Raw genomic sequence first — 25742 nt, 5'->3', positions numbered from 1 at the left:
ACAGCCTCCGACGCGATCAGGCCAACCGCGCTCGAACAATTGCAGGCTCGTCGAGACAGCGCTACCTTAGTGCCTTGAATTTTGTTTGGCAAGCCGTCCGATGACCTCCACCAAAACCGACAAGAATACCCGTACCACGGGACGCCCTACCCTTAGCGAAGTCGCGCGCCTGGCCGGCGTCAGTCCGATCACCGCGTCGCGGGCCCTGCGTGGCATCAGCAGTGTGGCCACGGACCTGGTGGAAAAGGTCCGACAGGCGGCGGAAGAACTGAACTACGTGGTCAACCCGGCCGCCCGCGCCCTGGCCTCGGCCCAGAGCCATTCGGTGGTGGTACTGGTGCCGTCGTTGTCCAACCTGCTGTTTATCGACACCCTCGAAGCCATTCACTCGGTGCTGCGCCCGCGGGGCTTCGAGGTGCTGATCGGCAACTATCACTATTCCCGCGACGAAGAAGAAAACCTGCTGCGCAACTACATGTCCTACCAGCCACGGGGCTTGTTGCTGACCGGTTTCGACCGTTCGGAAAGCGCGCGGCGGATGATCGAGGCGAGCAACGTGCCCTGCGTCTACATGATGGACCTGGACCCCGGCGCCGGGGTGAACTGCGTCGGCTTCTCGCAACAGAACGCCGGCGCCACCGTGGCCGAGCACCTGATCTCCCGTGGTCGCAAGCACCTGGCCTATATCGGCGCGCAACTGGACCAGCGCACGCTCCTGCGCGGCGAAGGCTTTCGCCAGGCGCTGCAGGCGGCCGGGCTGTACCACCCGGACCTGGAACTGCTGACCCCGCGCCCCTCGTCGGTGGGCCTGGGCGGCGAACTGTTCCTGCAACTGATGCAGAGCCATCCGCAGGTCGACGGAATCTTCTTCGGCAACGACGACCTGGCCCAGGGCGCCCTGCTGGAGGCCATACGCTGTGGTATCAAGGTTCCGGAGCAGGTCGCGGTGGTGGGCTTCAACGACCTGCCCGGCTCGGCCTTCATGGTCCCGCGCCTGAGCAGCATCCGTACGCCCCGGGAAGCCATCGGCCGGCGGGCGGCGGAACAGATGCTGAGCTTGATGGCCGGCAACCCGGTGGCCCAGCCGGTGCAGGATATGGGCTTTGAACTGATGGTGCGTGAGAGCAGTTGAAGGGCCTCAGGCACAGAAATCAATCCCCGGCTCGGCGGGGATTGAGCGGCATCAAGCCTGATCGGTGCGACGCTTTTCCCTGACCAGCAGCAGCGCGGCAAACACGCCGATCCAGACCACCGAAGCGCCGTAGTTCAGGCGCTGGTAGAGACCGAAGCCCTCGCCCGCCGCCACCGCCTGCCCCATCAACGGCAACGCCGCCACAGCCACCAGGGTGCACGCCAGGGAAAACCAGGCGAAGGCTTTCGAGCCCAGCAGGCGCGCGGCGAGATACACCCATAGGGCGTTGGCGATCACCAGGGTCAGAAACATCATCAGCCCCGCGCTGTTATGCACGGTCTGGCTGAAGGATGGGTGCTGCAACCCGCAGCCGGCGTCGCAGGAAAAGTAACCGCTGAACAGACTGGCGATGCCGTGCAGCGCAATCAGCACCCCACTGATCTGCGCCAGGCCGCGCCCTTCGAAACAGGCAAAGACCGTCACGCCAAAGGCAAAGAACAACAGCCCCAACGGCAGGTTGTTGATCAACGGCGACAACTCGTGGGTCGGCGCGCCCAGCGCACCCAGTTCACTCATGGCCTGGTTGAGATGGCTGTAGCCCGGATAAAGAGCCCCGGCCAAGGCCAGCCCGACGAGCAACCAGAAGGGCGTCAACAACCCGGCTACACAGCCGAATTTACGCAATGCCTTGTGCATCTGGTGGGACCTCCGAGCCTTGAATGAAAGCGATAGGCCACCATCGTAAAACGCCACGCGCCCTCTGAGCCAGTGATTTATCGACCAGACAGACTGGCGGCCATGGTCTACCTTGAACTGTCACATAACCTTCATATGAAGATCGGAAAACCTACACGGAAGTTGTATATGAACCCACTCAAGGTATTGCTGACCGGGGCCTGCGGTCGTATCGGCAAGACGTTTTTCCAGGCGACGCAACACCAATACGACTTTGTTCTCGCCGACCGCCACCATCCGGACTTTGCCATCGGCGAGCACCGCTTTGTCCGCCTGGACATGGCTGAGAAGGAAGAACTCGCGGCCCTGGTCGATGGTATCGACGTGGTGGTGCACCTGGCGGGTATTCCTTTTGCCGACTCCTCCTTCGAGGAGCTGCTGCCGAACAATATCCTGGCCACCACCTACCTGCTGGAGGCCGCCGCAAACGCCCAGTGCAAACGCGTGGTGTTCGCCAGCAGCGCCCAGACCATCGAGGGTTACCCGGTGGACCGGCAGATCACCCCGGGCATGCCGGTGATGCCGGCCAATCTGTACGGGGTGAGCAAATGTTATGGCGAAGCGCTGTGTGCGTTCTATTCGGCACGGCACGGCTTATCGACCATTGTCCTGCGCATCGGCGCCTTCGAGTTTCCCGACGATCATGACCTGCGCAACGCCCGCGACCTGAGTGCCTGGCTCAGCCCGCGCGACGCCGTGCAGTTGTTACAGAAGGCCATCGAGGTCAAAGGCGTGCAACACCTGGTGGCCCACGGTATTTCCAACAACCGCTTCAAGCGCCTGGACCTGAGCGAGACCGTCCGGGTACTGGGTTATCAACCGGTGGACGACGCGTTCCGCGAGTTCGACCTGCCGATCCGCTGAAGCCGCAAGCGCACTGCCGGGAGCGGCAACCCAGGCGGCAAGGTGCCTCCGCCTGCCGCCGCCTTTTTGCCCGGCATGTATCCGTCAGGCTTTGATAAACCAGGGTTTGTACCAACAGGCATACAAATTGCTCGCACGGATCATGTTCCCTCATTCAGGGGTTTATCCCATGTTGATCAATGCCCGTTATAACCCAGTGGTTCAGCCCAGCCATCGCACGGACCAGGACCCGACCACCGCTGCCGCCAACGCGCTGTCCAGTGGTTTTATCCAGAATGCCCAGGCGGCCAGTGCAGCCAGCACCGTCCCCGGCACCCAGAACGCCGCGGACCAGATCGCCGACAACGTCAATGCGGCCTTCGCCAAGACCCGTGTGCAGCTGCAGGCGGCAGTGCCGACCGTCGCGCTTCCGGCGACCCTGACCGCCACCGCACCGACGACCCGCACGGCCCCGCCTGCCGCCGCGAGCAACGACAGCGACGCGATGAAGGCCTTCAAGGACTACATGAGCAAGCCGGTGGCCCAACGCATCCGTGATCAGATACTCAAGGAAGAGGGACTGACCGAGGACGACCTGAAAAGCATGTCGCCGGAAAAACAGAAAGGCATCGAAGACAAGATTGCCGAGCGCATGAAGATGGAGTTCAACGCGAAGACCGCGGACAACAAGGCCAACCCTGCCGACCAGCAGGCGGCCGGAGCCTTCCTGGCCACCGCCAGCCAGTAAACCGACCGGCACGGTTCCCAGATTCAGTGGGAGCCGGCTTGCCGGCGATGACAGCCAAAGCACTGCAGGGTGTCAGGCTTGCCGCGTTATCGCTGACGTCCAGCCAGCAAGCCGGCTCCTGCAAAAACCAGTGGCCAGCAACCAACTGTTGCCAGCTTATTCGATACCGATCCCCGTAGATCAGCGTAACATTTCGAACAAGGCCTGCACCGCCGCCGAGCGAGCCCCCACGGCCGACGGCAGCAAGCCGAAGCGTCGTTCGATCGGCACCTCCAGGCGCAACACCCGCAGGCCCTTGCGCTCGGCAGGCAGGGCCAGTTCGGGAACCAGCGTCACGCCGAGGTTTTCCCGCACCAGGGTGTAGGCGCTGCTCCACTCACGGACCTCGACGCGAATATCCTGCAGCGACAGGCCGATTTCGGCGGCAATGCTCCGGGCGTTGACCGCGCAACCGCCGGTCGCCAGTACAAAGGGCTCTGCGACCAACTCGGCCAGGCTCACGCAGCCATCGGCGCCCCTGGCGGCCAGTCGATGGGCCATGGGAACCACCGCGACCCAGGTGTCGTGCCCCAACTCCAGAGCGCCACTTTCGATGTCGGGGTTGAGCACCACGCCGACATCCACGGTGTCATTGGCGAGCATGGCCTGCACTTCATGGTCGCTGACCTCCAGCGCCACCACTTCGATACCGGGATGGCGCTGGCGGAACTGACGCAACAGCGGTGGCAGCAAGGAGCCCAGGATCATCGGAAAACTCGCCAGGCGAATACTGCCACCGACCAGTCCTTTCTCGCTGTCGACCAACTGGCGAATGTTTTCCAGAGCCGCAAGCATCACCCGCGCCTGGGCCAGGACCTGCTGGCCGATGGCGGTGGGCAATGACTCGCGGGCATGGCGGGTGAACAGCTGGACGCCGAGGGTCTGTTCCATCGCCGCCAGCGCCTGACTGGCCGCCGATTGGGTCATGCCGACCTGTTCGGCGGCCCGGGTCAGGGTGCCGGTATCGAGTACCGCTACCAGTAAACGCCAATGCAGCAGATTCATCATGACAGTAGCTGACCTTATGGCTGATTTCTCAAGAATTAATTTTACCCAGGTCAGGGCGCCATATGACACTGCCGCTCGCCAAGGCCGTCAAGGCTGAACACAGTTCCTATTCAGGGAGTCTCATTGTCATGAAGCTGTACTACGTCCCAAACACCTGCTCGCTGTCACCGCATATTGTCCTGCGCGAGCTGGGCCTGCCCTTCGAACTGGTACGGGTCGACAACCAGAGCAAAGTCACCGAGCACGGAGAGGACTTCCTCAAGATCAATCCCAAGGGTTATGTGGCCGCCCTTCAATTGGACAATGGCCAGGTGCTCACCGAAGGCGTGGCCATCGTGCAGTTTCTCGCGGATCTCAAGCCCGAGGCCGGACTGGCACCGCTCAATGGCAGCTGGGAGCGCTCACGTTTGCAGGAAGCACTGAACTTCATTTCCGGCGAAGTGCATGGCGGGATGGGGCCATTGTTCAACAGTGCGATACCGGATGAAGTGAAGGCGATTTTCCGGGAGAAGCTGTACAAGCGTTTCGCCTTGCTGAGCACGATGCTGGAGCAGCGCGACTACCTGCTGGGCGAGCACTTCAGCGTGGCCGATGCCTACCTGTTCACCGTGCTGCGCTGGACGGCCTTCCTTGGCCTGGACCTGGGACCGTGGCCGGCACTGCAACGATTCATGGCCAGGATCGATCAGCGCCCGGCGGTGATCGCTGCGCTGGCGGTAGAACTGGTGGCCTGAGTCATCAGGTGATCCCCCGCGTCTCGATCAATCCCAGCAACGCCTCGACATCCCAGGCAGTTGGGCGATCATGGTCGAGCCGCGCCACCTGACTGCGCACTGCCCGGTAGATCGCCCCACTGCCCTCCCCCAGACGCAATGCGCCGCGCAGGTCCACCGCCTGCGCCGCGACAATCAGCTCGATGGCCGCCAGCGTGGTCAGGTGCCGCGTCAGCTCACGGGTTTTCTCGATCACCGCCAGTGCCTGTCCGGCGTAATCCTCCACCCGATCTGCCACCGCAATGCTCACCGCCGGCAATGGATTGGCCAGATGGCCGATCTTCGCCACCAACGCCGACGCCGTGCGCTGCAAGGCCGCCAGGCCCACATGCCCCGGTTGCTCGATCAGAAAGCGCGGCAGTTCGCTGGAGCCCGGCGACAGCAGCTTGGCCATGCGCTCCGCCGAACAGGCCGCCAGCCGACTGAAGGCCAGGCCCAGTCCCTCCCCGGCCAAGGCCAGGTGGGTGCTGTCGAAATTGGCATTGGCCAACACGCTCTGCGCCTCGACGATCAAGGCCGGGTTGTCCGCGCCACTCGCCAACTCCAGCGCCACGGTATCGCGCAACTGCTGCCACGCCTGCAGCGCCGCGCCCTGGACCACGGTTGCACAGCGAAAACTCAAGGGGTCCTGCAAGCGCCTCGCCGCCCCTTCTTCATTCAGCTCGCCGGCGGCCAGCAGCGCCAGCAAGGCCGCCGAGGCTTCGCTCTGCCCCGCCGCCGGACGCAAACGCGACGCCCAGGCTTGGAACGGACTGAGATTGGCGCGATAGCCCTCGCAGGACAGCGCCAAGGCCGCCAGCAAAGTCTCCAGCGCACGCTCAGCCTCAGCCACCAATAGGGCGCCCAATCCGATGCTGGCGGCATTCGCCGAGACCAGCGCCAGACCGTCCTTGCCGATCAACCGGGCCGGCTCAAGCCCATTGCGCGAAAGCGCCTCGGCCGCCGACAAACGCTCGCCGCGCCAGCTCACCCAACCCTGCCCCAGCAAGGCCAGGCTCAGATGGGCCAGCGGCGCCAGATCACTTTCGCCGATGGAACCGGTCAACGGCACCTCGGGATAGATCCCGGCCTCAAGCAAGCCCAGCAACGCATCCGCCGTGGCCGGGGAAATCCCCGAGCGGCCCTGGGCCAATCCCGCCAGGCGCGAGCACAGAATCGCCCGCACCTCCTCGGCACTCGCCAGGCGTCCGACACCCACCGCGCGCCCCAGGGGAATAAGCTGCTGCAGCTGCCCATCATCCAGCGGCAAACGCACATCCACCGCCGCGCCGAGGCCGGTGGTCACGCCATAGATCGCCTCCCCGGTTTCGGCGCGAGACAGCAACAAGGCATGCCCGTCGGCGATCCGCTGGCCCGCGGCGGTACTGAAAACCAGCGGCGCGCCATCGCGTACCACCCGCAGCCAGTCCTCCAGCGCCAGACCTTGTCCGTCCAGCTCGACCGCCGTCATGCGAACCTCAATCGCTGGCCGATCCCCAGACGCGTCGCCTTCTGCAACAACGCATGCCCCAGGGCGATATCACTCAGACTCAGGCCCCGGTGCCAGAACAGAATGGTTTCCTCGGAACTCTGCCGCGCGCTCCTCAAGCCGGCGACAATCTGCCCCAATTCGGCGTGCAGGGTCTGCTCACTGAGCTTGCCCGCCTCCACATGAGCCCGCAGTGAACCGAACATGCCACCCTTGCACTGGCCCCAATCGTCCACCACCAGCTTGCCCATGATATCGGTCAGCGACAGCTCCACCGCGCTCATGGTGCCATAGGGCACGACAAAGGCTCCGGGCTTGATCCACTCGGTACGCAACAGCGGTTGCGGCTGGTCCAGGCGCGAGGCCTCGACCACGATATCGGCACCGCGCACCGTGCTTTCCCAGTCATGGGTCACGGTGACCGGCTTGCCCAGGTCGCGGCGCAGTTTTTCGGCAAAGGCCTCGCGGCTTTCCTCGCGCCGCGAATGCACGCGGATCTCGTCGAAGTCGAACAGATGATCGAGCAGGCGCACATTCCAGTAGGCCGTGCCCCGCGCACCGATATGCCCGAGCACCTTGCTGCCGGGATTGGCCAGGTACTTGGCGCCGATGGCGGTGACCGCACCAGTGCGCATATCAGTGATCGCCGAGGCATCGAGAATCGCCTTGGGCACGCCGGTGGCCGGGTCGAGCAGGTTGAGGATCGCCAGTTCCGACGGCAGCCCCTTGCGGTAGTTGTCGACGAAATCGCCGACCACCTTGACCCCGGCATAACCGATGTCGCCGCCCAATACGCCGCGCAGCACATTGAAGTGGCCGTTGATGCCGCCACCCGGAATCAGGTGGGTACGCGGCTCGATCACCGCCTCTCCCCGCCCCTGGATGGCCAGGCTGGCTTCGATGGCGGCGAGGATTTCGTCGTTGCCCAGGTCCAGGGCGGCGATGTCCAGGCCGTTGAGAAAATCGATGTAGACAGGTTGCATGGAGGGGGTTTCCTCTGCGGGTTCAAGGGGCCTTGAAGACGATCCGGTCGACCTGGACCGCCTTGGGAATCAGGCCATTGGCGTAGAAGCGGTCGGCGGTGCGTTGTTGGTCGAGCATCGTCGCCGGGTCGACCGCTTTGAGCGGTGCATGGGTGCGGTGGGCGAAGTAGCCCTCGATCACCCCGCGTTGCAGGCCGAGGACCCGGGTCATGCTGCCGATGGACGCCTGCGGCTCGTCGAACGACAGTTGCTGGGCCCCGCCGAAGGCCTTGAGCAACGGGCCGATAGCCTGCGGATACTGACGAGCAAAGGTGCCACTGGCGATATAGAAACTGCCACCGGAATTGAGCCCCTGGCCGTCGCTGAGCAAACGCGCCCGACCATCCATCAGCGCGGCCGAGTAGTAAGGGTCCCAGATCACCCAGGCATCGAGCTTGCCCTGCTCGAACGCGGCGCGGGCATCAGCCGGCGACAGGTAGACCAGGTTCACGTCACTGAGACTCAGGCCGGCCTTGACCAGGCTCTTGAGGAACAGATTGTGGGCGCTGGAGCCCTTGAGCAAGGCGACCCGCTTGCCCTTGAGATCGGCCAGTTGCCGCACCGGGCTGTCCTTGGGCACGATGATCGCCTCGGTCTTGCCGTCGCTGGGCTCGACACCGATATACAGCAGGTCGATGCCGGCGACCTGGGCGAAAATCGGCGGAATATCACCGCTGTTGCCGATATCGACACTGCCGCCGTTGAGCGCCTCGATCAGTTGCGGACCGCCGGGAAACTCGATCCATTGCACCTGGGTGCCGGGCAATGCCTGCTCCAGCAGATGGTGCTCGCGGGCCAGGACCATGCTCACCGAACTCTTCTGGTAGCCGATCCGCACCGTGGCGGGATCGGCGGCCAGCAGCGGGCCGGCACTGGCCAGGCCCAAGCCCAGTAACAGGCATAACCGTTTGAACATCACAGGCTGCCACTCACACGTTGGGCCACTGCCGCGGGCACCCAGGCGTTCCAGACCTGTGGCTGCTCACGCAGGAAGGCTTCGGCGACCTGGCGTGGCGGCAGGCGTTTTTCACCCATCTCGGCCAGGGTACGGTTCAGCAGGTCGATGGGCAGGTCGACTTTGGTAAAGAACTCCACCAGATCCGGGTACTGCGCCTTGAACGGTGCGGACACACCAATCGCCAGGTGCGCCGGCATCGAGCGGGTACCACGGGGGTGCGGGTTGTTGCCATCGGCCAGGGTCTTCCAGGCTTCGGCGTCGAACGGCGGCTCCTCCAGTTTCACCAGGTTGAAGCGACCCAGCAGCGGGGTCGGCGACCAGTAGTAGAAAAGCACCGGCTTGCCGCGTTTGACCGAGGAGGCCACCTCCGCGTCCAGCGCCGCGCCGGAACCGGTGCGGAAGTTGACGAAGCTGTTGCTCAGGCCATAGGCCTTGATTTTCTGGCTGTTGACGATCTCCGAGGTCCAGCCGGTCGGGCTGTTGAGGAAGCGTCCGCGAGACGGATCTTCCGGGTCACGGAACACGTCCTTGTAGCGTGGCAGGTCGGCCACCGACTTGAGGTCCGGTGCCAATGCCTTGATGCCCCGCGCCGGGTCGCCCTTGATCACGTATTCCGGCACCCACCAGCCTTCGGTGGCGCCCTTGACGGTGTCGCCCACGCCGAACACCTTGCCTTCGCTTTCGGCCTTGACCCAGGCCGGGCTGCGTCCGGCCCACTCTTCGCCGATGACCTGGATATCGTTTTTCGCCAGGGCGGCTTCCAGGCTCACGGTGCTGCCGGGCAGGGTATCGGTGGAGTAGCCGTAGCCTTTCTCGACGATCAGTCGCAGGACTTCGGTGATCAGGCTGCCGCTCTCCCAGGTGATGTCGCCGAAGTGGATCGGGGCGTTCTTTTCAGCGGCGGGTGCCGGCTGGGACAGCAGGCTCAGGGCCAATATGGAGCCGCCGAACAGGGTCTTGATGGATTTCATGTTCACCTCGTGGTGGTTTGGTTTTCATGGTCAATCGTTGTGCTGCACAGGGATTTCCCCTTGGAATTCGGACCTGTAGGAGCTGGGCTTGCCCGCGAAGCTTTTAGCGATCTTGAGGGCCTCTTCGCGGGCAAGCCCTGCTCCTACAGGGATTGCGTTCCTCCAGGGAGGGATGTGTCGCCCTGAAAATCAGAAGTCGTAGCTCAGCCGTGTGTAGTAGAAGGCCCCCTCCGGTGCCGCCGGCGACAGGAAGCTGTATTGCTGCCCCGCCGTCTGGCGCAGTTGCGGGTTGAAGGTGTCCGGCTTGCTGTCGAACAGGTTGTTGGCGCCCACCGACAGCCGCAGCTGTTTGGTGAAGGCGTAGTTCACGTCCAGGTCGGTGGTCCATTGCGCCGAGAAGGTCTGGTCGTACTGCGCCGCGGCATCGCTGGTCGCATACTTGCGGTACTGGCCATAACGGGTCTCGTTCAGCGCCACGGTCCAGGCGCCGTAGCGATGCACCGCGCCGAACACCAGCTTGTCTTCCGGGTAGCCGTGTTCGAGGAAGCCCCGGGCTTCACGGGTCAGCACATCAAAGCCATAGGGGTTGGAGTTGATCCGCTCGATCACGGTCTTGGCCTTGGTGTAGCCCGCCGACAAGTCCAGGCTGCCGAACTGCTGCAGGTCGAGGTTGTACTTGCCGACGATGTCGATACCCCGGGTGCGGGTGTCGGCGGCATTGGTCATGAACTGCGCCCAGGTGTACTGGCCATAGCCGGCGGCCTGGAGAATCTGCTCGGCCTGCGGCCCGGAAATACCGCCGCTGTAGAGCAGGCGATCGCGAATGCTGATCTGGTAGGCATCGATGGTCAGCGAGGCCTGGTCGGTAGGACGCAGCACCAGGCCGAGGGAGAAGTTGGTGGATTTTTCCGGCTTCAGCGGCTGTGCGCCCAACGCCCGCGCCGCCGGGTTGTCGGCGGGCAGCATGCGGGTCAGCACCGGGTTGCCGTTGGAGTCGACGTTGGTGGTGGTGGTCCAGGAAGTGCCGATCTGGCCCAGGGTCGGGGCGCGATAGGCGTTGTTCACCGTGGCCCGCAGGCCGACCCGTGGGGTGAAGTCATAGCGCGCCGAGACCTTGCCGGTGGTGGCCGAACCGAAGTCCGAATAGTGCTCGGTACGCCCGGCCAGGCCGAACTGGAATTTGTCGGTGAGCTGGTTTTCCAGGCCGAAATACACCCCGCCGACATTGCGGCTGTAGGTTCCGGCGTCCTCCGGCGTCAGGCCCGAAGCCTGCACCGCGCCGACCTGGACACCGTTGATGCCACCGAAGGAGTAGGAATCGGCATCACCCGCCTCCAGGCGATAACGCTCGTTGCGATAGGCAACACCGGCGGAAACCGTCAGCGGATGTTTTGACCAATCCACATCCAGGTCCTTGGCGTAGTCCAGGGTCAGGTTGGTCTGTTCGTTGATCAGCGTGGCGACATTGAAGCGGGTCGGGCTGGCCGCGCCGAAGCTCGGGTTGACCGTGTCGAACGCGGTTTCGTCATGGGTATCGCGACCGTAGGTGGCGCTCAGGTCGAAGCGCCCCAGGCTCGCATCCTCGTAGCGCGAACCGACGGTCAGCGCGCCGTCTTCATAGCGATAGCGGTACTTGGGAATGGTGCCATTGGGGTAGATCGCCGCCACGTTGTTCGGGTTGCCCGCCAGCAACGGCGGCGTGTTGTTGACCGAGGTGTCCTGGCCGAAGGTGGCAAAGCTGTAGAGACGCCATTGATCGCTCAAGCCGATCTCGGCGTTGGCCGCCAGGTTGTACTTGTCACGTCCGGCGCCGCCCCAGCGTGGGTCCTGGGTCTGGCCGTTGGCCTGGTAGCTGTCGCCGATATCATCGGGTTTGTTGTTCAGGCTGTTGAAACTCAGGGTCAGGAAACCATCCCCCGGCAGGCCCACGCCATACCAGCCGTCTGCGGCCTTGGAGAAACCGTCGCCCTGGGCGAATTTTCCCAGTTGGGTATTGATCTGGCCGCCGCTGTCGCGCTCCTTGAGCACAATGTTGATCACCCCGGCGATGGCGTCGGAGCCGTATTGCGCCGAGGCGCCGTCGCGCAGCACTTCGACATGGTCGATGGCGCTGATCGGGATCATGTCCAGGTCCACCGGCTGCGCGCCCACGAAGGGCACGCCGCCGGAGATGTTCACCACCGCCGAGGCATGCCGGCGCTTGCCGTTGATCAGTACCAGGGTCTGGTCCGGGGCCAACCCGCGCAAGGACGCTCCCTTGGGGTCCTGGCCACGGGTCGCGCTCTGGTTCTGCGGAAAGTTGAAGGACGGCAGCAGTTGGAACAAGGCCTGGTTGAGGCTGGTGGCACCGGTCTGCTTGAGCTCCTCGGCGTTGATCACGTCCACCGGCGCGGTGCTGGTCAGGGCCGTGGCATCGCTGCGCCGTGTGCCGATGGCGACCACGCGGTCGAGGGTCGGCGCGGCGGCATCGCTGCTGCGCGTAGCGGCCTTGGCGGTGCTGGCAGCCTGGCTCGAAGCGGCGCCCTCCTTGATGATGAACGCGCCTTCGGGGCTGACCTGCAATTGCAGGCCGGTCCCACGCAAGGCTTCGTTCACCGCCTGCCGGGCCGACAGGGAACCGTCCACCTGGGCCGACGAGTAGTTGCTCAATTGCGGCGTGAAGGAAATCACCTGGCCGCTTTGCCGGCTGATATTGAGCAGCACCTCGTCCAGCGGACCGGGTGCGATGTGATAAACCTGCCGGGCTTCTTCGGCGCCGTAGGCACAGGTGAGAAACAGCCCGGCCAAGGGTGCGATGGCAAAACTGCGCAGTGAACGGCGTACTGCGGTGTTGGTGTTGTACGGACGCAAAGTGATTCCCCCCATGGAATCGAACAGCGCTGCTCCCTCGGCAGCGCTTACGGGAGTGATGTGCAATGGCCGATGAAAAACTTGCAGACCCTTTGGTTATGGTCTTAGAACCAAGCGCCTAGGCAGGGCTCAAGGTCACCCACAGGTCGGTGTGCCGGGCGATACGAATCGGCAAGGTGCGGGCCAGGGTGTCGAGTACCTGCTGCGGGTTGTCCAGCCGGAACAGACCGCTGACCCGCAGTTGCGCGATGGCCGGGTCCAGTCTCAGCACACCCGGGCGATAAGGGCGCAAAGCCTCGATCACCTCGGACAGTGCCGCGTCGCGCACTTCCAGCAGTCCCTCGACCCAGGCCGTGGCCCCCATGCGACTGGGCAGGATCGGGCCGAATCGATAGCGGTCGTAGGACACCTCGTGACCGCTCGGCAATTGCAGGTATTCGCCGGCGGGTCCGTGGATTTCCAGGGCACCGCTGAGCGCGACGACATGGCCGCTGCCGGCCCTTTCGCGCACCTGCAAGCGATTGCCATAGGCGTGCACCCGCGCCTGGGTGGTCTGCACGACAAAAGGCCGGGCCGCGTCATTGGCGACCTGCGCCAGCAGTTCACCGTCCAACAGCCGGAGTTGCCGCTGCCGGGGACTGAAATCGATATCGGCGGCGCTTTGCGCGTTGAGCTGCAAGCGGCTGCCATCCGGCAGCTCCAGGCTGCGGCGCTCGGCGGTGCCGGTGCGCAAGTCGGCGCTCAGTTCGGCCAGCGGCAGGCCGCCGTCACGGACCAGGAGAGCGACACCGAGGATCACCCCGACTCCAGCCAGCGCACCCTGCAAGACCTTGCGGCGGTTGGGCGGCGCGCTCAGGGTGCGCTGCAGCAATTGCGCATCGACGCCCTGGGCGATAGGAATGCGGAACACCCCGAGGCGGGTTTCCAGTTGGCTGCAAAGCTGCTCGCGGCGCGGGTCCTGGCTGCGCCAGTGGCGGTAGGCGCGCTGGTCGGCGTCGCTGGCATGACCGGAATGCAGCAGGACGATCCAGCGGGTGACCTCTTCGATCAGCGGGTCTTGCGGCTCGCGGCTCATCTCAATCGCTCCTCGCGCGCAGGCAGCGGCTGATGGCCCGGGTCATGTAGTCGCTGACCGAGCGTTGGGAAATGCCCAGCTCGGCGGCGATCTCGGGATAGGTCAGGCCATTGACCTGGGACAGCAGGAAGGTGGCCTTGACCTTGTCCGGCATACCGTCGAGCAGGCAGTCGATGTTTTCCAGGGCTTCGAGCATCTGGGCCAGGTCTTCAGGCGACGGCACTTCGACGTCGGGGGCCTGTTGCAAGGCATCGAGGTAGGCGCGCTCCAGGTCGCGGCGGCGCCAGAGCTGGTACATCAGGCGCTGGGCAATGGTGGTCAGCAGCGCCCGTGGCTGACGAATCGGCACGGCGTCGGGGGCCATCAGCAACTGGACGAAAGTGTCGGCGGCGATGTCTTCGGCGCTGGCGCTGGAATCCAGGTGGCGGCGCAAACGGGCGCACAGCCATGGGTAATGACTACGGAACAATCCGCCCACGTAATCGCGGTGAGGTGTGTCGGCGCCGGACATAGTGGCTCCAATTGAAGAGAGATGCGCTGTATGTCCGGTGGTCCGGTGGCAGGGATCCTACCAACACGGCTTATTCTTTAATAATACTTAAAAACTATTTTAATATTCTATTTAGCTATTTAATAAATTGACGCAAATCCCAGAGCCCGGGCCTCGTCCCGGTAATCCAGCAAGACCTGATAGTCCGCCTCGCTTGCCGGCAACACTTCACTCAAACCCAACGTCACCGCGACATCGGGAAGCTCGTGCAGCGCCTGGTTCATCGCCACCCGAATGCCCTCGATCTCCTCGACGCTCGACCCGGCATGGGTGATGTAAGGCAGGCACGGACTCAAGGCGCTACGCGCCACCACTCTCAATCCGGCCACCTCATGGGCTGCAAAACGTGCCAGGTAGGCGAAGGTCACACTGTCCACCGCCGCCAGGTCGGCCAGGCCCTCGCGCAACCAGCGCAGGCTTTCGCGGTGAGCGCCACTCTGCCCGACACTGGCGAAGAACCGACCGTCCTGATGCAGGGGTGCCAGTGCATGTCGCAGCAGGTTCATCCCGCTATTGGAGCCTTCATCGTTGATCACGCCGCGGCTGTCGTAGAAGTCTTCCAGGGTACGACGGCCCTCGCTTTCACGACTCAGCAACAGACTGCAATGGTCACCGCCCGAGGCGTATTCCAGCTCATAACGCGGACGCCCGATCACCTTGACCTGACCGCGCAACAGGCTCATCAGCGGATACCCGCAGGTCTGGGTGAACAGCAGTTGTGGGGATAGCCAGAGCTGCATCAAGTCCAGATCCTGGGCAGAGCCCCGGCGCACACCGAGCTTTTCCACAATCCGCTCGATCCAGCGCTCGTTGGCCTCCCGCACTTCCTGCGGCGCCACATACATCAACAGTTCTGCATAACGGTGAGTCATGAATCGTCCTCAGGCAAACGGATGCCGTGGGCTATCGACGACTTGCAGCGCATGCCGTCGCGCCAGCTCGCCATAGCCTTTTACCAGGTAGCCACCACTGCGCGCCAACCAGGCGTCGCGTCGCGCGTAGTAGACCCGCGGCAGGAAATACCAGGGCAGTTTCGGCAGGTCGTGGTGCACCAGGTGCAGGTTCAGATTGAGGAACAACCAACGCCAGGGCCAGCCCGCTTCGTTGAGCACCGTGCGTTGCTCCGGCAAGGTACTCGGGCGGTGTTCATAGAAAGACCGCAGCGCCCCCACCGACAGCGCCGGGACGCTGATCAGCAGCAGGTAGTGCCAGACCGGGATCAGGCTGTAATGGGCGATAAACGCCAGCATCAACAAGGTCAGCGTGCCGTGGGTCAGCCACATCAGCCAGGCCTGGCGCTCGCCACGGCGCAGGCGCTGGCCTTCCTCCTTGACCAGGCCGAACAAGGCCAGTGGCGCTCCCAGCAGCAGGCGTCCCGGGACCGTCTTGTTCAAATAGTGCACGCTGCGTTGCAGAGCCGAGCGGTGCTGCCAATCCTGCTGACGGAAATAGCGGCTTTCCGGGTCGATACCGGGCAAGGTCAGGTCCTCGTCGCGGTGATGCAACAGGTGGCTGTCACGATAGAGGGTGTAGGGATACCAGACGGCGAACGGCGCATAACCCATCAGCTTGTTCAGCCAGACGAAACGGGTCGGATGACCGTGCAGCAATTCGTGCTGCACCGACATCCACAGCGTAACGATGGGAATCAGCAAGAGCGTGCTCGGCCACAGGCCGAGCCAGGGACTGGCCAGCAGCACGGCGAACCAGCTTGAATAGACACCGATCAGCAATAGCCAGGTCGGCCATTCGGTACGGCCGGTGAAGGTCTGTTTCAGGTGCAGGATTTCTTCGCGTTGGGCAACATCAAGATAATTGGGCATCGGTCGGCTTCACACAGGTTCAGCCGATGGATAAACCCCGGCTTTATCCCCTGATGTGGATTACCGACGGAAAATCTTGCAGATCGATTGGTTATATCCTTAGACCCCTCAGTGGCCGAGCACATCAACCTTCTTGACCTTCTTCGCCGCACGCTTTTCATCGGCGCTCTTGGCGGGTTTCTTCTTGGTGGCTTTTTTTGAATCCATGCCCTTGCTCATGATGCGTACTCCAGATGGATGTAGACTCAGGTATACACCCATCCGAGCACTTCGGCTCTCTTATAATCCCGCGCCAGCCCCCTCCAGCGATAAATGCCATGCCCAATCCCGACTACGCCCCACTGCCGGAAGCGCTACGGCCACTGCTGAACAAGTTCTACCGCGCGCACAACTCGCCGATGCGTTCGGCCAGCGACGGACAGCCATGGGTGGCCCGGCAAGGGGAGATCATCGGCGGGTTGTCGCTGACCCCGATTGCCCAGGGACATTGGCTTACCGGGCTGTTTGTCGCCCCATCACGACGCGGCCAGGGCATCGCCGCGCAATTGGTGCAACAGGCGCTCGGCAACTGCTGCGGCCCGGTCTGGCTGTTCTGCCATCCCGAACTGCGCGGGTTCTATGAACGCCTGGGCTTCCACGGCGACCCGGCCCTGCCCCAGTTGCTGGCGGAGCGCCTGGCGCGCTACTCACGCAGCAAGCCGATGATTGCCCTGGGTATAGAACCGTTGGTGAGGTCGACTGCGCAAAATGTGTGATCGGCGGTGCATTTGCCCGTGCTAGCCTCCAACCCACACTCGTTTTGACCAGGATGATCATGAAACGCACGCTCGTGGCTTTATCCTTGACCGCCCTTCTCGCCCCTCTCGCCAGCCAGGCCGCCACCGCCAATGGCGCCATCACCGACGCACAATACGCCAAGGTTCTCGCAGGCCCGTGGCGAGCGCCGGAAAACAGCGTTCGCGACGGCTATCGCCATCCCCGACAGACCTTGCAGTTCTTCGGTTTGCAGGCCAACCAGACGGTGATCGAAATCACCCCCGGCGGTGGCTGGTACAGCGAAGTGCTCGCGCCGCTGCTCAAGGACCACGGCCATTACATTGCGGCCGTGCAGGCGCCCGCGACCAGTGAGTTCGCCAAACGCTCGGCCGACAACCTGAAGCAGAAATTCGCCAAGGACCCGAGCCACTACGCCAAGGCCGGCGTGGTCGAGTTCGATCCCCAGGCACCGGTGTTCGGCAAGCCTGGCTCGGCGGACCGCGTGCTGACCTTCCGCAATGTGCACAACTGGGTCATGGCCGATGACGCCCCGGCGATGTTCAGCGCCTTCTTCAAGGTACTGAAGCCGGGCGGCGTGCTTGGTGTGGTGGATCACCGGGCCAAGGACGGCGCGGACCTGGCCAGTATCAAGCAAAGCGGCTACCTGCCCACCGCCTACGTGGTGAAACTGGCCACCGATGCCGGCTTCGCACTGGAAGGCCAGAGCGAAATCAACGCCAACCCCAAGGACACCAAGGACTACCCCGGCGGCGTCTGGACCTTGCCGCCGTCGCTGAGGCTGGGTGACCAGGACCGGGCCAAGTATGTGGCCATCGGCGAATCGGACCGCCTGACCCTGCGCTTCGTCAAACCCGGCAAGGTGGCGGCCCAGTAAGGGAAACTGGAAACTTCGACGGTCAATCGTCCGCCGTCGGGTCCAGGTCGGGGAACAGCACTTCGGTGAAACCGAATTTGCTGAAGTCGCTGATCCGCGACGGGTATAGGCGGCCGATCAGGTGGTCGCATTCGTGTTGCACCACACGGGCGTGGAAGCCCTTGGCGATCCGCACCAGCGGTTCGCCATTGGGCGTGAAGCCTTCGTAGCGGATACGCGAGTAGCGGTCCACCGCGCCGCGCAGGCCCGGTACCGAAAGGCAACCTTCAAAGCCTTCTTCCAGCTGCGGCCCCAGGGGCGTGATCAGCGGGTTGATCAGGATGGTCTGCGGCACCGCCTCGGCGTCCGGATAACGTTCGCTATGCTCGAAACCGAAGATCACCAGTTGCAGGTCGACGCCGATCTGCGGCGCGGCCAGGCCGACGCCACCGACGTGCTCCATGGTCTGGAACATATCGTCGATCAGCTCCCACAGCTCCTTGCTGTTGAACAATTCCGGCGGCACCGGCGGAGCGATACGCAGCAGGCGCTCATCGCCCATTTTCAGGATTTCACGGATCATGATCAGGTTTCGTCAATAGTCGGCTTGAGGGAGTGGTCCCGCCCCAATCCGGAGATAGGCAGGGTGTCGTCATGCTCGTGGAAGTCCTTTTTGCCAGGATTCTTGCCTTCGGACGACATGTGTTCGATCACCGCATTCATTTCAGCCCCCAGCAACAGGACCGCCGCGGAAATATAGAAGTACAGCAGCAGGACGATGATCGCCCCGATACTGCCATACATTGCGTTGTAGTCGGCGAAGGTTTTCACGTAATAGCCGAAGCCCAGGGACGCGACGATCCAGACCACCACCGCGAGCACCGAGCCCGGGGTGATAAAGCGGAATTTCTGCTTCACGTCCGGCATCACGTAGTACATCAGGGCCACGGCGAACATCAGCAGCAGCACCACCACCGGCCAGCGCAGCCAGGTCCAGAGCGTGACCACGTACTCCTGCATGCCGATCTGCGCCGCCAGCCAGCTCATCACCTGCGGCCCGAGCACCATCAGCGCGGCGGCGGCCAGCAGCATCACGGCGATGCCGACGGTGTAGAAGATCGACAGCGGAAAACGCTTCCAGATCGGCCGTCCCTCGAGCACGTCGTAGGCGGCGTTCATCGCGCTCATCATCAGGCGCACGCCGGCCGAGGCGGTCCACAGGGCAATGACGATACCCACCGAGAGCAGGCCGCCCTTGGATTGCTGCAACTGGTCGATCACCGGGTTGACCTGGTCCAGGGCCTGGGGCGGCAACACCAGCTCCGACTGCAGGCGCAGCCAGGTGAAAAAGTCCGGCAGGTGCAGGAAACCGATCAGGGCGATCAGGAACAACAGGAAGGGAAACAGCGAAAACAGCATCTGGTAGGCCAGTGCCGAGGCATAGGTCGACATTTCGTCGGCGACGAATTCTGTGACCGTGCGCATCATCACGCGATGCAGGGGCAGGTCGCGCAACTCAGGGAAAATCATAGCGTCTCCTTTCGCCGCAAATAAAGGTAGCGAGTCAAGGCGACTCAAAGGGGTTCCACTACAGCTCTTTCTAACCCAAAGCAACGCGGTTGGCGACCCTCAAAACATTTCTCGATCTTAACCAGTGTAGCCGCCACGCGAAAACGGCCATCCTGGGATGGCCGCATGGTCCGTGCCCGCGAAGGGTCAGGCCCGGTCGACGCCTTTCTTGATGGCGTCCTTGGCTTTTCCTACAGCTTTCTGGACATCGCCCTTGAGTTCCTGGGCCTTGCCTTCGGCGCGCATCTGGTTGTTGCCGGTGGCCTTGCCGACGGCTTGCTTGACGTTACCCACCGCTTCGTTCGCCGTGCCTTTGATTTTATCGCTGGTGCTGCTCATGATATTTCTCCAATAAGAAATGCGGGTGTCATGTCTCGACATAAGGTTGACCCGGGGCCTGCGCGCGGAGTTTCATTTATTTTCAGTCGGTGTTTGCCCACGGCTTTTCATCGAAGAATTCAGGTTTGGCTTTATGTTTGCCCGCCAACCCCTGAGAATGCGCGCCAGATTCAGGCTCTGGCGCTGAAGATCGATAACGGTAGGAAAGTCATGAAACTCGATAAAAAGCAGGCCATCGCCCGCCGCAACCAGGAACTGGGCGGCGCGGTGCTGGGCGTCAACAACTGTCACTTCACCGAACTGAACCGCAACAAGAACATCTGGTGGTTCGATATCCCGGTGGCTCGCCTGGCGATCGGCCAGTACGAATGGGTACACCTGTTGTTGCACACCCCGAGCAACGACCAGTTGCTGCACCTGAAGGTGACGACCGCGTTCCTGCGCGAGAAGATGGAAGGCCTGGTGGTGCGCAACGCCGGCAAGCGCCGCCCAACCTTGAGCCTGGAGCTGAGCGCCGACAAGGACTCGTTCCTCAAGGACGTGCGCCCGGCTGGTACCGGTGTGGATTTCTCGCCATTCCAGCAGTCTTGAATAGCGAATGCCATAAATGACAAAGCCCCGCATGGCGGGGCTTTGTCGTTTCAGCGGGTCAGGCGATTTTCTTCAGACCCAGCTTCTTGAGTTCGCTATCGCGCAGCTCGCGACGCAGGATCTTGCCGACGTTGGTGGTCGGCAGCGCATCGCGGAACTCGACGAACTTGGGCACCTTGTAGCCGGTGACATTGGCACGCATATGCTCCATCACCTGGTCCTTGGTCAGGGTCACCCCCGGCTTGGCGACGATGAAGATCTTGATGACTTCCCCGGATTTCTCATCCGGCACGCCGATGGCCGCGCATTGCAACACACCCGGCAAGGTCGCCAGCACGTCTTCCAATTCGTTCGGATAGACGTTGAAGCCCGACACCAGGATCATGTCCTTCTTGCGATCGACAATCCGCATGTAGCCGTCCGGCTGGATGATCGCGATATCGCCGGTCTTCAACCAGCCTTCGCTGTCGAGGATCTCATCGGTGGCGTCCTGGCGCTGCCAGTAGCCCTTCATCACTTGCGGGCCCTTGATGCACAGCTCGCCGATTTCGCCCAGGGCCTGTTCTTCCCCGGCATCGTTGACCACCTTGCACAGGGTCGAAGGCACCGGAATGCCGATGGTGCCGATCTGGATGCTCTGGCTCGGGTTCACCGTTGCCACCGGACTGGTTTCGGTCATGCCGTAACCCTCGCAGATGGCGCAGCCGGTCACGGCTTTCCAGCGCTCGGCCGCGGCCAGTTGCAGGGCCATGCCGCCGGACAGGGTGACCTTGAGCGCGGAGAAATCCAGCTTGCGGAATCCCTCGTTGTTGCACAGTGCGACGAACAGGGTGTTCAGGCCGACAAAGCCGCTGAACTTCCACTTCGACAGTTCCTTGACCATCGCCGACAGGTCGCGCGGGTTGCTGATCAGGATGTTGTGATTGCCGATCAGCATCATCGCCATGCAATGAAAGGTAAAGGCATAGATGTGGTACAGCGGCAGCGGGGTGATGACGATCTCGCAGCCTTCATTAAGGTCCGAGCCCATCAGCGCCTTGCACTGCAGCATGTTCGCCACCAGGTTGCGGTGGGTCAGCATCGCGCCCTTGGCCACGCCGGTGGTGCCACCGGTGTATTGCAACACGGCGACATCGCTGCTGGCCGGGTTGGCTTCATTGACCGGCTGGCCACGGCCCTTGCTCAGCACGTCGTTGAACTTGACGGCCTTGGGCAGGTGATAAGCCGGAACCATCTTCTTCACGTACTTGATGACACTGTTGATCAGCAGGCGCTTGAGCGGCGGCAACAGGTCGGCGACTTCGGTGACGATAACGTGCTTGACGCCGGTCTTGGGCACCACGGTTTCGGCCAGGTGCGCCATGTTCGCCAGGCACACCAGGGCCTTGGCGCCGGAGTCGTTGAACTGGTGTTCCATTTCCCGCGCGGTGTACAGCGGGTTGGTGTTGACCACGATCAGCCCGGCGCGAATGGCACCGAAGACCGCGACCGGATATTGCAGCACGTTGGGCAACTGCACGGCGATACGATCGCCCGGTTGCAGGTCGGTGTGTTGTTGCAAGTAAGCGGCAAAAGCACCCGACAGTTCGTACAACTCACCATAGGTGAGTGTCTTGCCGAGGTTGCTGAAGGCCGGCTTGCTGGCGAATCGTTGGCAAGACTGTTTCAATACCGTCTGAACATTCGGGTACTCGTCGGGATTGATATCGGCAGCAATCCCAGCCGGGTACTTATCCTTCCAAAAGTCTTCGATCATGGAAGCCTACTCCTCAGCAACGCGAATTCAGCACCGCATTTGATGCGATTATTATTTGTCTGTGTTTTTTATTGGGTGAATCCGGCTTTAACCTACGCCGAGAAGTCACAAAGCGCGCCGAGAGTAGCAGCTTTGCCGAGGGTCGCCTAGAGCCAAACGAGGCCCTTACGGTCATAAAAATGACTCAAGAAATGCCAATGGTCATTTTTAGAGTAAAGATTCTATTTGTTGGAATCTCGCTCTGGATCGGGGATTTCAGGGCCAAAAAGCTTCGTCGGAACGCCGCCCGGACCAAGCCCTGCTCCTACAGTATTGTGTCGTACACAAAATCGGTGAACGACGACGAACTGTAGGAGCAGGGCTTGTCCGCGAAGAGGCCCTCAATAACGCCACATCTATCGCGGCCTAGGCGATATCCCGCAACTCCCGCCGCAGGATCTTGCCCACCGCCGTCATCGGCAGCGAATCACGCAGCACGATGTGCTTGGGTACCTTGTAGCCGGTAAAGTTTTCCTTGCAGTAGGCCTTCAGTTCTTCGAGGCTGACCCCCGAATCCCGCGCCACCACGAACAACTTCACCGCCTCGCCGGAACGCTCGTCCGGCACCCCGATCACCGCGCAATTGGCGACTTTCGGGTGGGCCATCACCACGTCTTCGATTTCATTGGGGTACACGTTGAAACCCGAGACGATGATCATGTCCTTCTTGCGGTCGACGATACGCACGAAGCCGTCCGGGTCGATCACCGCGATATCGCCGGTCTTGAACCAGCCCTCGGCATCCAGCACCTGTTCCGTGGCCTCGACCTGCTGCCAGTAGCCCTTCATGACCTGCGGCCCCTTGATACACAACTCGCCACGCTCGCCCAACGGCTGCTCGACCCCGTTGTCGTCAATGACCTTCAAGGCCGTACCGGGCACCGGCAAACCCACCGTGCCCAGCTTGCCCTTGTCGCCATAGGGGTTGGTGCAGGCGATCGGCGACGTCTCGGTCAGCCCGTAGCCTTCGGTGATGCGGCAACCGGTGAGTTTGTGCCAGCGCTCGGCGGTTGCCTTGACCAGCGCGGTGCCGCCGGAGTTGGTGAGTTTCAGGCTGGAGAAATCCAGGGTCTTGAACTCCGGATGCTCCATCAACGCCACGAACAGGGTGTTGAGCCCCAGCAACGCGGAAAAGCGCCAGTTCTTCAACTCCTTGATAAAGGCGCCGATGTCCCGTGGATTGCTGATCAGCACGTTGTGGTTGCCGGTAACCATCATGCACATGCAGTTCGCCGTGAAGGCATAGATGTGGTACAGCGGCAGCGGCGCGATCATCACCTCCTGGCCTTCCTTGAGCAGCGGCTGGCCGTCGTCGCCGGGCTGGGACAGGCAACCCCGGGCCTGCTGCATGTTCGCCACCAGGTTGCCGTGGGTCAGCATCGCACCCTTGGCCAGCCCCGTGGTGCCGCCGGTGTATTGCAGCACCGCGATATCTTCCAGGCCAGCGCTCAAGGGTCGGATGGCGTGGCCCCGGCCCAGGCGCAAGGCGCTCTTGAACGAGGCCGCCTGGGGCAGGTCATAGGCCGGGACCAGCTTCTTCACCTTGTCCACCACCAGGTTAGTCAGCCAACCCTTGGCGGCGGGCATCAGGTCGCCCATCTTCGCTTCGATCAGGTACTCGATCTGGGTATCGGGCAGCACTTCCTGGACCCGCTGGCCGAACAGGTTCAGGTACACCAGCGCGCGGGCGCCGGAGTCCTTGAACTGATGGCGCATCTCGCGAACGGTGTACAGCGGATTGGTGTTGACCACCACCAGCCCGGCGCGCAACGCGCCGAACACGGCAATCGGGTAATGCAGGACGTTGGGCAACTGCACCGCGATGCGATCGCCCGGTTTCAGCTCGGTGTGGCTTTGCAGGTAACCGGCGAAGGCCGCGCTGTAGCGCTCGAGCTCGGCGTAGGTCAGGGTCACGCCCATGTTGCTGAAGGCCGGACGGTCGGCGAACTTCTTGCAGGAGCGCTCGAACACCTCGATCACCGACTTGTAGGCGCCCAGGTCGATGTCCAGGGGTACGCCGGTGGGGCGTTTGTCATTCCAGAAATCAGGTTGCATTGTTTTTGTCCTCTTACCTGAGCCTCTGCGGGGCCGCCTGCGCCCAAGGCGAAAAAAGCGGTGCTTAGCGGACGTTAGCAGTTAACAGGCATCAGGCAAATATGCCGGACACAGTCATTAACATCATGAATCTTGCTGCCAATGCGCAGGAGGGTCTGCTTCCTGTGCGAGGATGCGCTATACAATGGAGCGACAACACGCCCCGGCCGATGTCCGCCTCGTCCCCGCGCAAAGGAACCGCCATGATCCATGACACCTTCTGGTTGACCGTCAGTGACCACAGCCGCCTGTACGTCAATCGCTGGTTGCCGGACGGCCCACCGAAGGCCGTAATCCTGCTGTCCCACGGCATGGCCGAGCACAGCGGCCGCTATGAACGCCTGGCCGATGCCCTGTGCGACGTCGGCCATGGCGTGTACGCCTTCGATCAACGCGGCCACGGCAAGACCGCCGAACACGGTATCCTCGGCCACTACGCCGACCAGGACGGTTGGTGCGCGGTGGTCAGTGACCTGGCCAGCCTCAACCAGCGCATCGGCGAACAGCACCCGGGGGTGCCGATCATCCTGCTCGGTCACAGCATGGGCAGCTACATCGCCCAGGCCTACCTGCTGCACCACAGCGCCAGCTTGCAGGGCGCGATCCTCAGCGGCTCGAACTTCCAGCCGGTGGCGCTGTACCGTGCGGCCGCCGCGATTGCCCGCTTCGAACGCTGGCGCCAGGGCCCCACCGGGCGCAGCGCGCTGATCGACTGGCTGTCGTTCGGTTCGTTCAACAAGGCCTTCAAACCCAACCGCACGGCCTTCGACTGGCTGAGCCGTGACCCGGATGAAGTGGACAAATACGTCAACGACCCGCTGTGCGGCTTCCGCTGCACCAACCAATTGTGGATTGATCTGCTCGGCGGCCTGCAGCAGATCAGCAAGGCGAAAAACCTCGCGCAGATCGACCCGGGCCTGCCGCTGCTGGTGATCGGCGGCGGATGTGATCCGGTCAGCGAGGGCAAGCGTCTCAAGGATCTGGCCGGCGCTTTGCGTGCCGCCGGTAGCCAGAACCTGCAATTGAACGTCTACCCACAGGCACGGCATGAAGTGTTCAACGAGACCAACCGCGAGGAAGTCACCGGCAACCTGATCCAGTGGCTGGAACAGGCCCTGGCCCATCGTCGCCCGTCGCGCTCGGAATGATCGCCGGCTCAATCATCAACTTTGAAATCAATCCGTTGATTTCAAATAACACCCTTACAGGACCACCTTGCGATGACCCAGGTTACCAACACGCCTTACGAAGCCCTTGAAGTCGGCCAGACCGCCAGCTACAGCAAGACCGTTGAAGAGCGCGATATCCAGTTGTTCGCCGCCATGTCCGGCGATCACAACCCGGTGCACCTGGACGCCGAGTTCGCCGCGGCGAGCATGTTCAAGGAGCGTATTGCCCACGGCATGTTCAGCGGTGCGCTGATCAGCGCCGCCGTGGCCTGCGAGCTGCCCGGGCCGGGCACCATCTACCTGGGCCAGCAGATGAGCTTCCAGAAGCCGGTGAAGATCGGCGACACCCTGACCGTGCGCCTGGAGATCCTCGAGAAGCTGCCGAAATTCCGCGTGCGCATCGCCACCCGGGTGTTCAACCAGCGCGATGAGCTGGTGGTCGACGGTGAAGCCGAGATCCTCGCGCCACGCAAGCAACAGACCGTGACCCTGACCAGCCCGCCGCCGATCACCATTGGCTGATGCATAAAAAAACGCCGGATCAACCGGCGTTTTTTTAT

25 protein-coding genes are annotated in these 25742 nt (G+C 62.7%); 9 read left to right on the top strand and 16 right to left on the bottom strand.

Annotated elements, in window-relative coordinates; all coding sequences use genetic code 11:
* The first annotated feature begins 100 nt into the window (after positions 1 to 100).
* The gene (locus tag M5C01_RS25195) at positions 101 to 1132 is read left to right on the top strand and encodes a LacI family DNA-binding transcriptional regulator (protein WP_103498855.1); all 1032 of its coding nucleotides are present in this window, start codon (positions 101 to 103) and stop codon (positions 1130 to 1132) included.
* A 51-nt stretch (positions 1133 to 1183) separates the two neighbouring features.
* Here the strand turns inward: M5C01_RS25195 and M5C01_RS25190 are convergent, their stop codons facing one another.
* On the bottom strand, positions 1184 to 1828 hold the full coding sequence (locus tag M5C01_RS25190) for a DUF998 domain-containing protein (RefSeq protein WP_152741275.1): 645 nt from the start codon (positions 1826 to 1828) through the stop codon (positions 1184 to 1186).
* 168 nt (positions 1829 to 1996) lie between these two features.
* Here M5C01_RS25190 and M5C01_RS25185 point away from each other — a divergent pair, with 168 nt between their 5' ends.
* Both M5C01_RS25185 and M5C01_RS25180 read left to right on the top strand, forming a co-directional pair.
* Positions 1997 to 2731, top strand: coding sequence for an NAD(P)-dependent oxidoreductase (locus M5C01_RS25185; RefSeq protein WP_152741276.1), 735 nt, complete (start codon positions 1997 to 1999; stop codon positions 2729 to 2731).
* Positions 2732 to 2900: 169 nt separating this feature from the next.
* On the top strand, positions 2901 to 3458 hold the full coding sequence (locus M5C01_RS25180; RefSeq protein ID WP_103498858.1) for a hypothetical protein: 558 nt from the start codon (positions 2901 to 2903) through the stop codon (positions 3456 to 3458).
* A gap of 180 nt (positions 3459 to 3638) precedes the next feature.
* On the opposite strand, the gene M5C01_RS25175 is transcribed toward M5C01_RS25180, so the two are convergent.
* Positions 3639 to 4505, bottom strand: a complete 867-nt coding sequence (locus M5C01_RS25175) for a LysR substrate-binding domain-containing protein (RefSeq protein WP_152741277.1) — start codon at positions 4503 to 4505, stop codon at positions 3639 to 3641.
* Positions 4506 to 4633: 128 nt separating this feature from the next.
* Between M5C01_RS25175 and gstA the strand changes: the two genes are divergently transcribed.
* Positions 4634 to 5239, top strand: coding sequence for a glutathione transferase GstA (gene gstA / locus M5C01_RS25170; protein ID WP_152741278.1), 606 nt, complete (start codon positions 4634 to 4636; stop codon positions 5237 to 5239).
* A 4-nt stretch (positions 5240 to 5243) separates the two neighbouring features.
* Here gstA and M5C01_RS25165 read toward each other — a convergent pair whose 3' ends face one another.
* The 9 genes from M5C01_RS25165 to M5C01_RS25125 all read right to left on the bottom strand — a co-directional run bounded on the left by M5C01_RS25165 (position 5244) and on the right by M5C01_RS25125 (position 15995).
* Positions 5244 to 6728: an aromatic amino acid lyase gene (locus M5C01_RS25165; RefSeq protein ID WP_152741279.1), complete on the bottom strand. Its 1485-nt coding sequence runs from the start codon at positions 6726 to 6728 to the stop codon at positions 5244 to 5246.
* Positions 6725 to 7729 (bottom strand): ornithine cyclodeaminase family protein, encoded by a 1005-nt coding sequence (locus M5C01_RS25160; RefSeq protein WP_152741280.1) that lies wholly within the window; start codon positions 7727 to 7729, stop codon positions 6725 to 6727. The genes M5C01_RS25165 and M5C01_RS25160 overlap by 4 nt, the downstream gene beginning before the upstream one ends.
* 22 nt (positions 7730 to 7751) lie before the next feature.
* A complete protein-coding gene (locus M5C01_RS25155) occupies positions 7752 to 8684 on the bottom strand; it encodes an aliphatic sulfonate ABC transporter substrate-binding protein (RefSeq protein WP_152741281.1) in 933 nt (310 codons plus the stop codon).
* On the bottom strand, positions 8684 to 9697 hold the full coding sequence (locus M5C01_RS25150) for an ABC transporter substrate-binding protein (RefSeq protein ID WP_152741282.1): 1014 nt from the start codon (positions 9695 to 9697) through the stop codon (positions 8684 to 8686). The genes M5C01_RS25155 and M5C01_RS25150 overlap by 1 nt, the downstream gene beginning before the upstream one ends.
* Positions 9698 to 9886: 189 nt before the next feature.
* Complete coding sequence (locus M5C01_RS25145) at positions 9887 to 12562, bottom strand: TonB-dependent receptor (RefSeq protein WP_152741283.1); 2676 nt, start codon at positions 12560 to 12562, stop codon at positions 9887 to 9889.
* A 103-nt stretch (positions 12563 to 12665) separates the two neighbouring features.
* Entirely contained in the window at positions 12666 to 13622 is a 957-nt protein-coding gene (locus tag M5C01_RS25140) for a FecR family protein (RefSeq protein WP_152741284.1), read from the bottom strand.
* Between the two features lies 1 nt (position 13623).
* Positions 13624 to 14133 (bottom strand): sigma-70 family RNA polymerase sigma factor, encoded by a 510-nt coding sequence (locus M5C01_RS25135; protein ID WP_152741285.1) that lies wholly within the window; start codon positions 14131 to 14133, stop codon positions 13624 to 13626.
* Between the two features lie 119 nt (positions 14134 to 14252).
* Positions 14253 to 15044: a PhnD/SsuA/transferrin family substrate-binding protein gene (locus tag M5C01_RS25130; protein WP_152741286.1), complete on the bottom strand. Its 792-nt coding sequence runs from the start codon at positions 15042 to 15044 to the stop codon at positions 14253 to 14255.
* Positions 15045 to 15053: 9 nt separating this feature from the next.
* Complete coding sequence (locus M5C01_RS25125) at positions 15054 to 15995, bottom strand: fatty acid desaturase (protein WP_152741287.1); 942 nt, start codon at positions 15993 to 15995, stop codon at positions 15054 to 15056.
* Positions 15996 to 16312: 317 nt separating this feature from the next.
* Between M5C01_RS25125 and M5C01_RS25120 the strand changes: the two genes are divergently transcribed.
* Both M5C01_RS25120 and M5C01_RS25115 read left to right on the top strand, forming a co-directional pair.
* Positions 16313 to 16750, top strand: coding sequence for a GNAT family N-acetyltransferase (locus tag M5C01_RS25120; protein WP_152741288.1), 438 nt, complete (start codon positions 16313 to 16315; stop codon positions 16748 to 16750).
* A 59-nt stretch (positions 16751 to 16809) separates the two neighbouring features.
* Positions 16810 to 17646 carry a class I SAM-dependent methyltransferase gene (locus tag M5C01_RS25115; protein WP_152741289.1) on the top strand — a complete coding sequence of 279 codons (837 nt, stop codon included), beginning with the start codon at positions 16810 to 16812 and terminating at the stop codon, positions 17644 to 17646.
* 22 nt (positions 17647 to 17668) lie between these two features.
* On the opposite strand, the gene def is transcribed toward M5C01_RS25115, so the two are convergent.
* From def to M5C01_RS25100, 3 genes are all read right to left on the bottom strand, one after another.
* Positions 17669 to 18208: a peptide deformylase gene (def, locus tag M5C01_RS25110; protein ID WP_152741290.1), complete on the bottom strand. Its 540-nt coding sequence runs from the start codon at positions 18206 to 18208 to the stop codon at positions 17669 to 17671.
* A 2-nt stretch (positions 18209 to 18210) separates the two neighbouring features.
* Positions 18211 to 19155 carry a YihY/virulence factor BrkB family protein gene (locus M5C01_RS25105; protein WP_152741291.1) on the bottom strand — a complete coding sequence of 315 codons (945 nt, stop codon included), beginning with the start codon at positions 19153 to 19155 and terminating at the stop codon, positions 18211 to 18213.
* Between the two features lie 186 nt (positions 19156 to 19341).
* Positions 19342 to 19533: a CsbD family protein gene (locus tag M5C01_RS25100; protein WP_103497596.1), complete on the bottom strand. Its 192-nt coding sequence runs from the start codon at positions 19531 to 19533 to the stop codon at positions 19342 to 19344.
* A gap of 210 nt (positions 19534 to 19743) precedes the next feature.
* On the opposite strand from M5C01_RS25100, the gene M5C01_RS25095 reads away from it, so the two are divergent.
* Entirely contained in the window at positions 19744 to 20124 is a 381-nt protein-coding gene (locus tag M5C01_RS25095) for a hypothetical protein (RefSeq protein WP_103497597.1), read from the top strand.
* Positions 20125 to 20182: 58 nt separating this feature from the next.
* On the opposite strand, the gene fadD1 is transcribed toward M5C01_RS25095, so the two are convergent.
* Both fadD1 and fadD2 read right to left on the bottom strand, forming a co-directional pair.
* Positions 20183 to 21880 (bottom strand): long-chain-fatty-acid--CoA ligase FadD1, encoded by a 1698-nt coding sequence (fadD1, locus tag M5C01_RS25090; protein ID WP_152741292.1) that lies wholly within the window; start codon positions 21878 to 21880, stop codon positions 20183 to 20185.
* Positions 21881 to 22285: 405 nt separating this feature from the next.
* Positions 22286 to 23974, bottom strand: coding sequence for a long-chain-fatty-acid--CoA ligase FadD2 (fadD2, locus tag M5C01_RS25085; protein ID WP_152741293.1), 1689 nt, complete (start codon positions 23972 to 23974; stop codon positions 22286 to 22288).
* A 242-nt stretch (positions 23975 to 24216) separates the two neighbouring features.
* On the opposite strand from fadD2, the gene M5C01_RS25080 reads away from it, so the two are divergent.
* Both M5C01_RS25080 and M5C01_RS25075 read left to right on the top strand, forming a co-directional pair.
* On the top strand, positions 24217 to 25161 hold the full coding sequence (locus M5C01_RS25080) for an alpha/beta hydrolase (RefSeq protein ID WP_152741294.1): 945 nt from the start codon (positions 24217 to 24219) through the stop codon (positions 25159 to 25161).
* A gap of 72 nt (positions 25162 to 25233) precedes the next feature.
* Positions 25234 to 25704, top strand: coding sequence for a MaoC family dehydratase (locus M5C01_RS25075; protein WP_017126221.1), 471 nt, complete (start codon positions 25234 to 25236; stop codon positions 25702 to 25704).
* Positions 25705 to 25742: the final 38 nt, after the last annotated feature.

The organism is Pseudomonas sp. MWU12-2319, from assembly GCF_023242525.1.
Classification (GTDB): Bacteria; Pseudomonadota; Gammaproteobacteria; order Pseudomonadales; family Pseudomonadaceae; genus Aquipseudomonas; species Aquipseudomonas gingeri_D.
This window is presented reverse-complemented; position numbering and strand designations above follow the sequence as displayed.

Excerpts from the sequence above, each read along its gene's own strand:
- M5C01_RS25190 (WP_152741275.1), bottom strand. The coding sequence starts at position 1,828 with ATGCACAAGGCATTGCGTAAATTCGGCTGTGTAGCCGGGTTGTTGACG.
- def (WP_152741290.1), bottom strand. The coding sequence starts at position 18,208 with ATGATCCGTGAAATCCTGAAAATGGGCGATGAGCGCCTGCTGCGTATC.
- fadD2 (WP_152741293.1), bottom strand. The coding sequence starts at position 23,974 with ATGCAACCTGATTTCTGGAATGACAAACGCCCCACCGGCGTACCCCTG.
- M5C01_RS25155 (WP_152741281.1), bottom strand. The coding sequence starts at position 8,684 with ATGTTCAAACGGTTATGCCTGTTACTGGGCTTGGGCCTGGCCAGTGCC.
- M5C01_RS25175 (WP_152741277.1), bottom strand. The coding sequence starts at position 4,505 with ATGATGAATCTGCTGCATTGGCGTTTACTGGTAGCGGTACTCGATACC.
- gstA (WP_152741278.1), top strand. The coding sequence starts at position 4,634 with ATGAAGCTGTACTACGTCCCAAACACCTGCTCGCTGTCACCGCATATT.
- M5C01_RS25075 (WP_017126221.1), top strand. The coding sequence starts at position 25,234 with ATGACCCAGGTTACCAACACGCCTTACGAAGCCCTTGAAGTCGGCCAG.
- M5C01_RS25160 (WP_152741280.1), bottom strand. The coding sequence starts at position 7,729 with ATGCAACCTGTCTACATCGATTTTCTCAACGGCCTGGACATCGCCGCC.
- M5C01_RS25165 (WP_152741279.1), bottom strand. The coding sequence starts at position 6,728 with ATGACGGCGGTCGAGCTGGACGGACAAGGTCTGGCGCTGGAGGACTGG.
- M5C01_RS25115 (WP_152741289.1), top strand. The coding sequence starts at position 16,810 with ATGAAACGCACGCTCGTGGCTTTATCCTTGACCGCCCTTCTCGCCCCT.
- M5C01_RS25120 (WP_152741288.1), top strand. The coding sequence starts at position 16,313 with ATGCCCAATCCCGACTACGCCCCACTGCCGGAAGCGCTACGGCCACTG.
- M5C01_RS25185 (WP_152741276.1), top strand. The coding sequence starts at position 1,997 with ATGAACCCACTCAAGGTATTGCTGACCGGGGCCTGCGGTCGTATCGGC.
- M5C01_RS25140 (WP_152741284.1), bottom strand. The coding sequence starts at position 13,622 with ATGAGCCGCGAGCCGCAAGACCCGCTGATCGAAGAGGTCACCCGCTGG.
- M5C01_RS25135 (WP_152741285.1), bottom strand. The coding sequence starts at position 14,133 with ATGTCCGGCGCCGACACACCTCACCGCGATTACGTGGGCGGATTGTTC.
- M5C01_RS25080 (WP_152741294.1), top strand. The coding sequence starts at position 24,217 with ATGATCCATGACACCTTCTGGTTGACCGTCAGTGACCACAGCCGCCTG.
- M5C01_RS25180 (WP_103498858.1), top strand. The coding sequence starts at position 2,901 with ATGTTGATCAATGCCCGTTATAACCCAGTGGTTCAGCCCAGCCATCGC.
- M5C01_RS25195 (WP_103498855.1), top strand. The coding sequence starts at position 101 with ATGACCTCCACCAAAACCGACAAGAATACCCGTACCACGGGACGCCCT.
- M5C01_RS25105 (WP_152741291.1), bottom strand. The coding sequence starts at position 19,155 with ATGATTTTCCCTGAGTTGCGCGACCTGCCCCTGCATCGCGTGATGATG.
- M5C01_RS25150 (WP_152741282.1), bottom strand. The coding sequence starts at position 9,697 with ATGAAATCCATCAAGACCCTGTTCGGCGGCTCCATATTGGCCCTGAGC.
- M5C01_RS25095 (WP_103497597.1), top strand. The coding sequence starts at position 19,744 with ATGAAACTCGATAAAAAGCAGGCCATCGCCCGCCGCAACCAGGAACTG.
- M5C01_RS25130 (WP_152741286.1), bottom strand. The coding sequence starts at position 15,044 with ATGACTCACCGTTATGCAGAACTGTTGATGTATGTGGCGCCGCAGGAA.
- M5C01_RS25125 (WP_152741287.1), bottom strand. The coding sequence starts at position 15,995 with ATGCCCAATTATCTTGATGTTGCCCAACGCGAAGAAATCCTGCACCTG.
- fadD1 (WP_152741292.1), bottom strand. The coding sequence starts at position 21,880 with ATGATCGAAGACTTTTGGAAGGATAAGTACCCGGCTGGGATTGCTGCC.
- M5C01_RS25145 (WP_152741283.1), bottom strand. The coding sequence starts at position 12,562 with ATGGGGGGAATCACTTTGCGTCCGTACAACACCAACACCGCAGTACGC.
- M5C01_RS25100 (WP_103497596.1), bottom strand. The coding sequence starts at position 19,533 with ATGAGCAGCACCAGCGATAAAATCAAAGGCACGGCGAACGAAGCGGTG.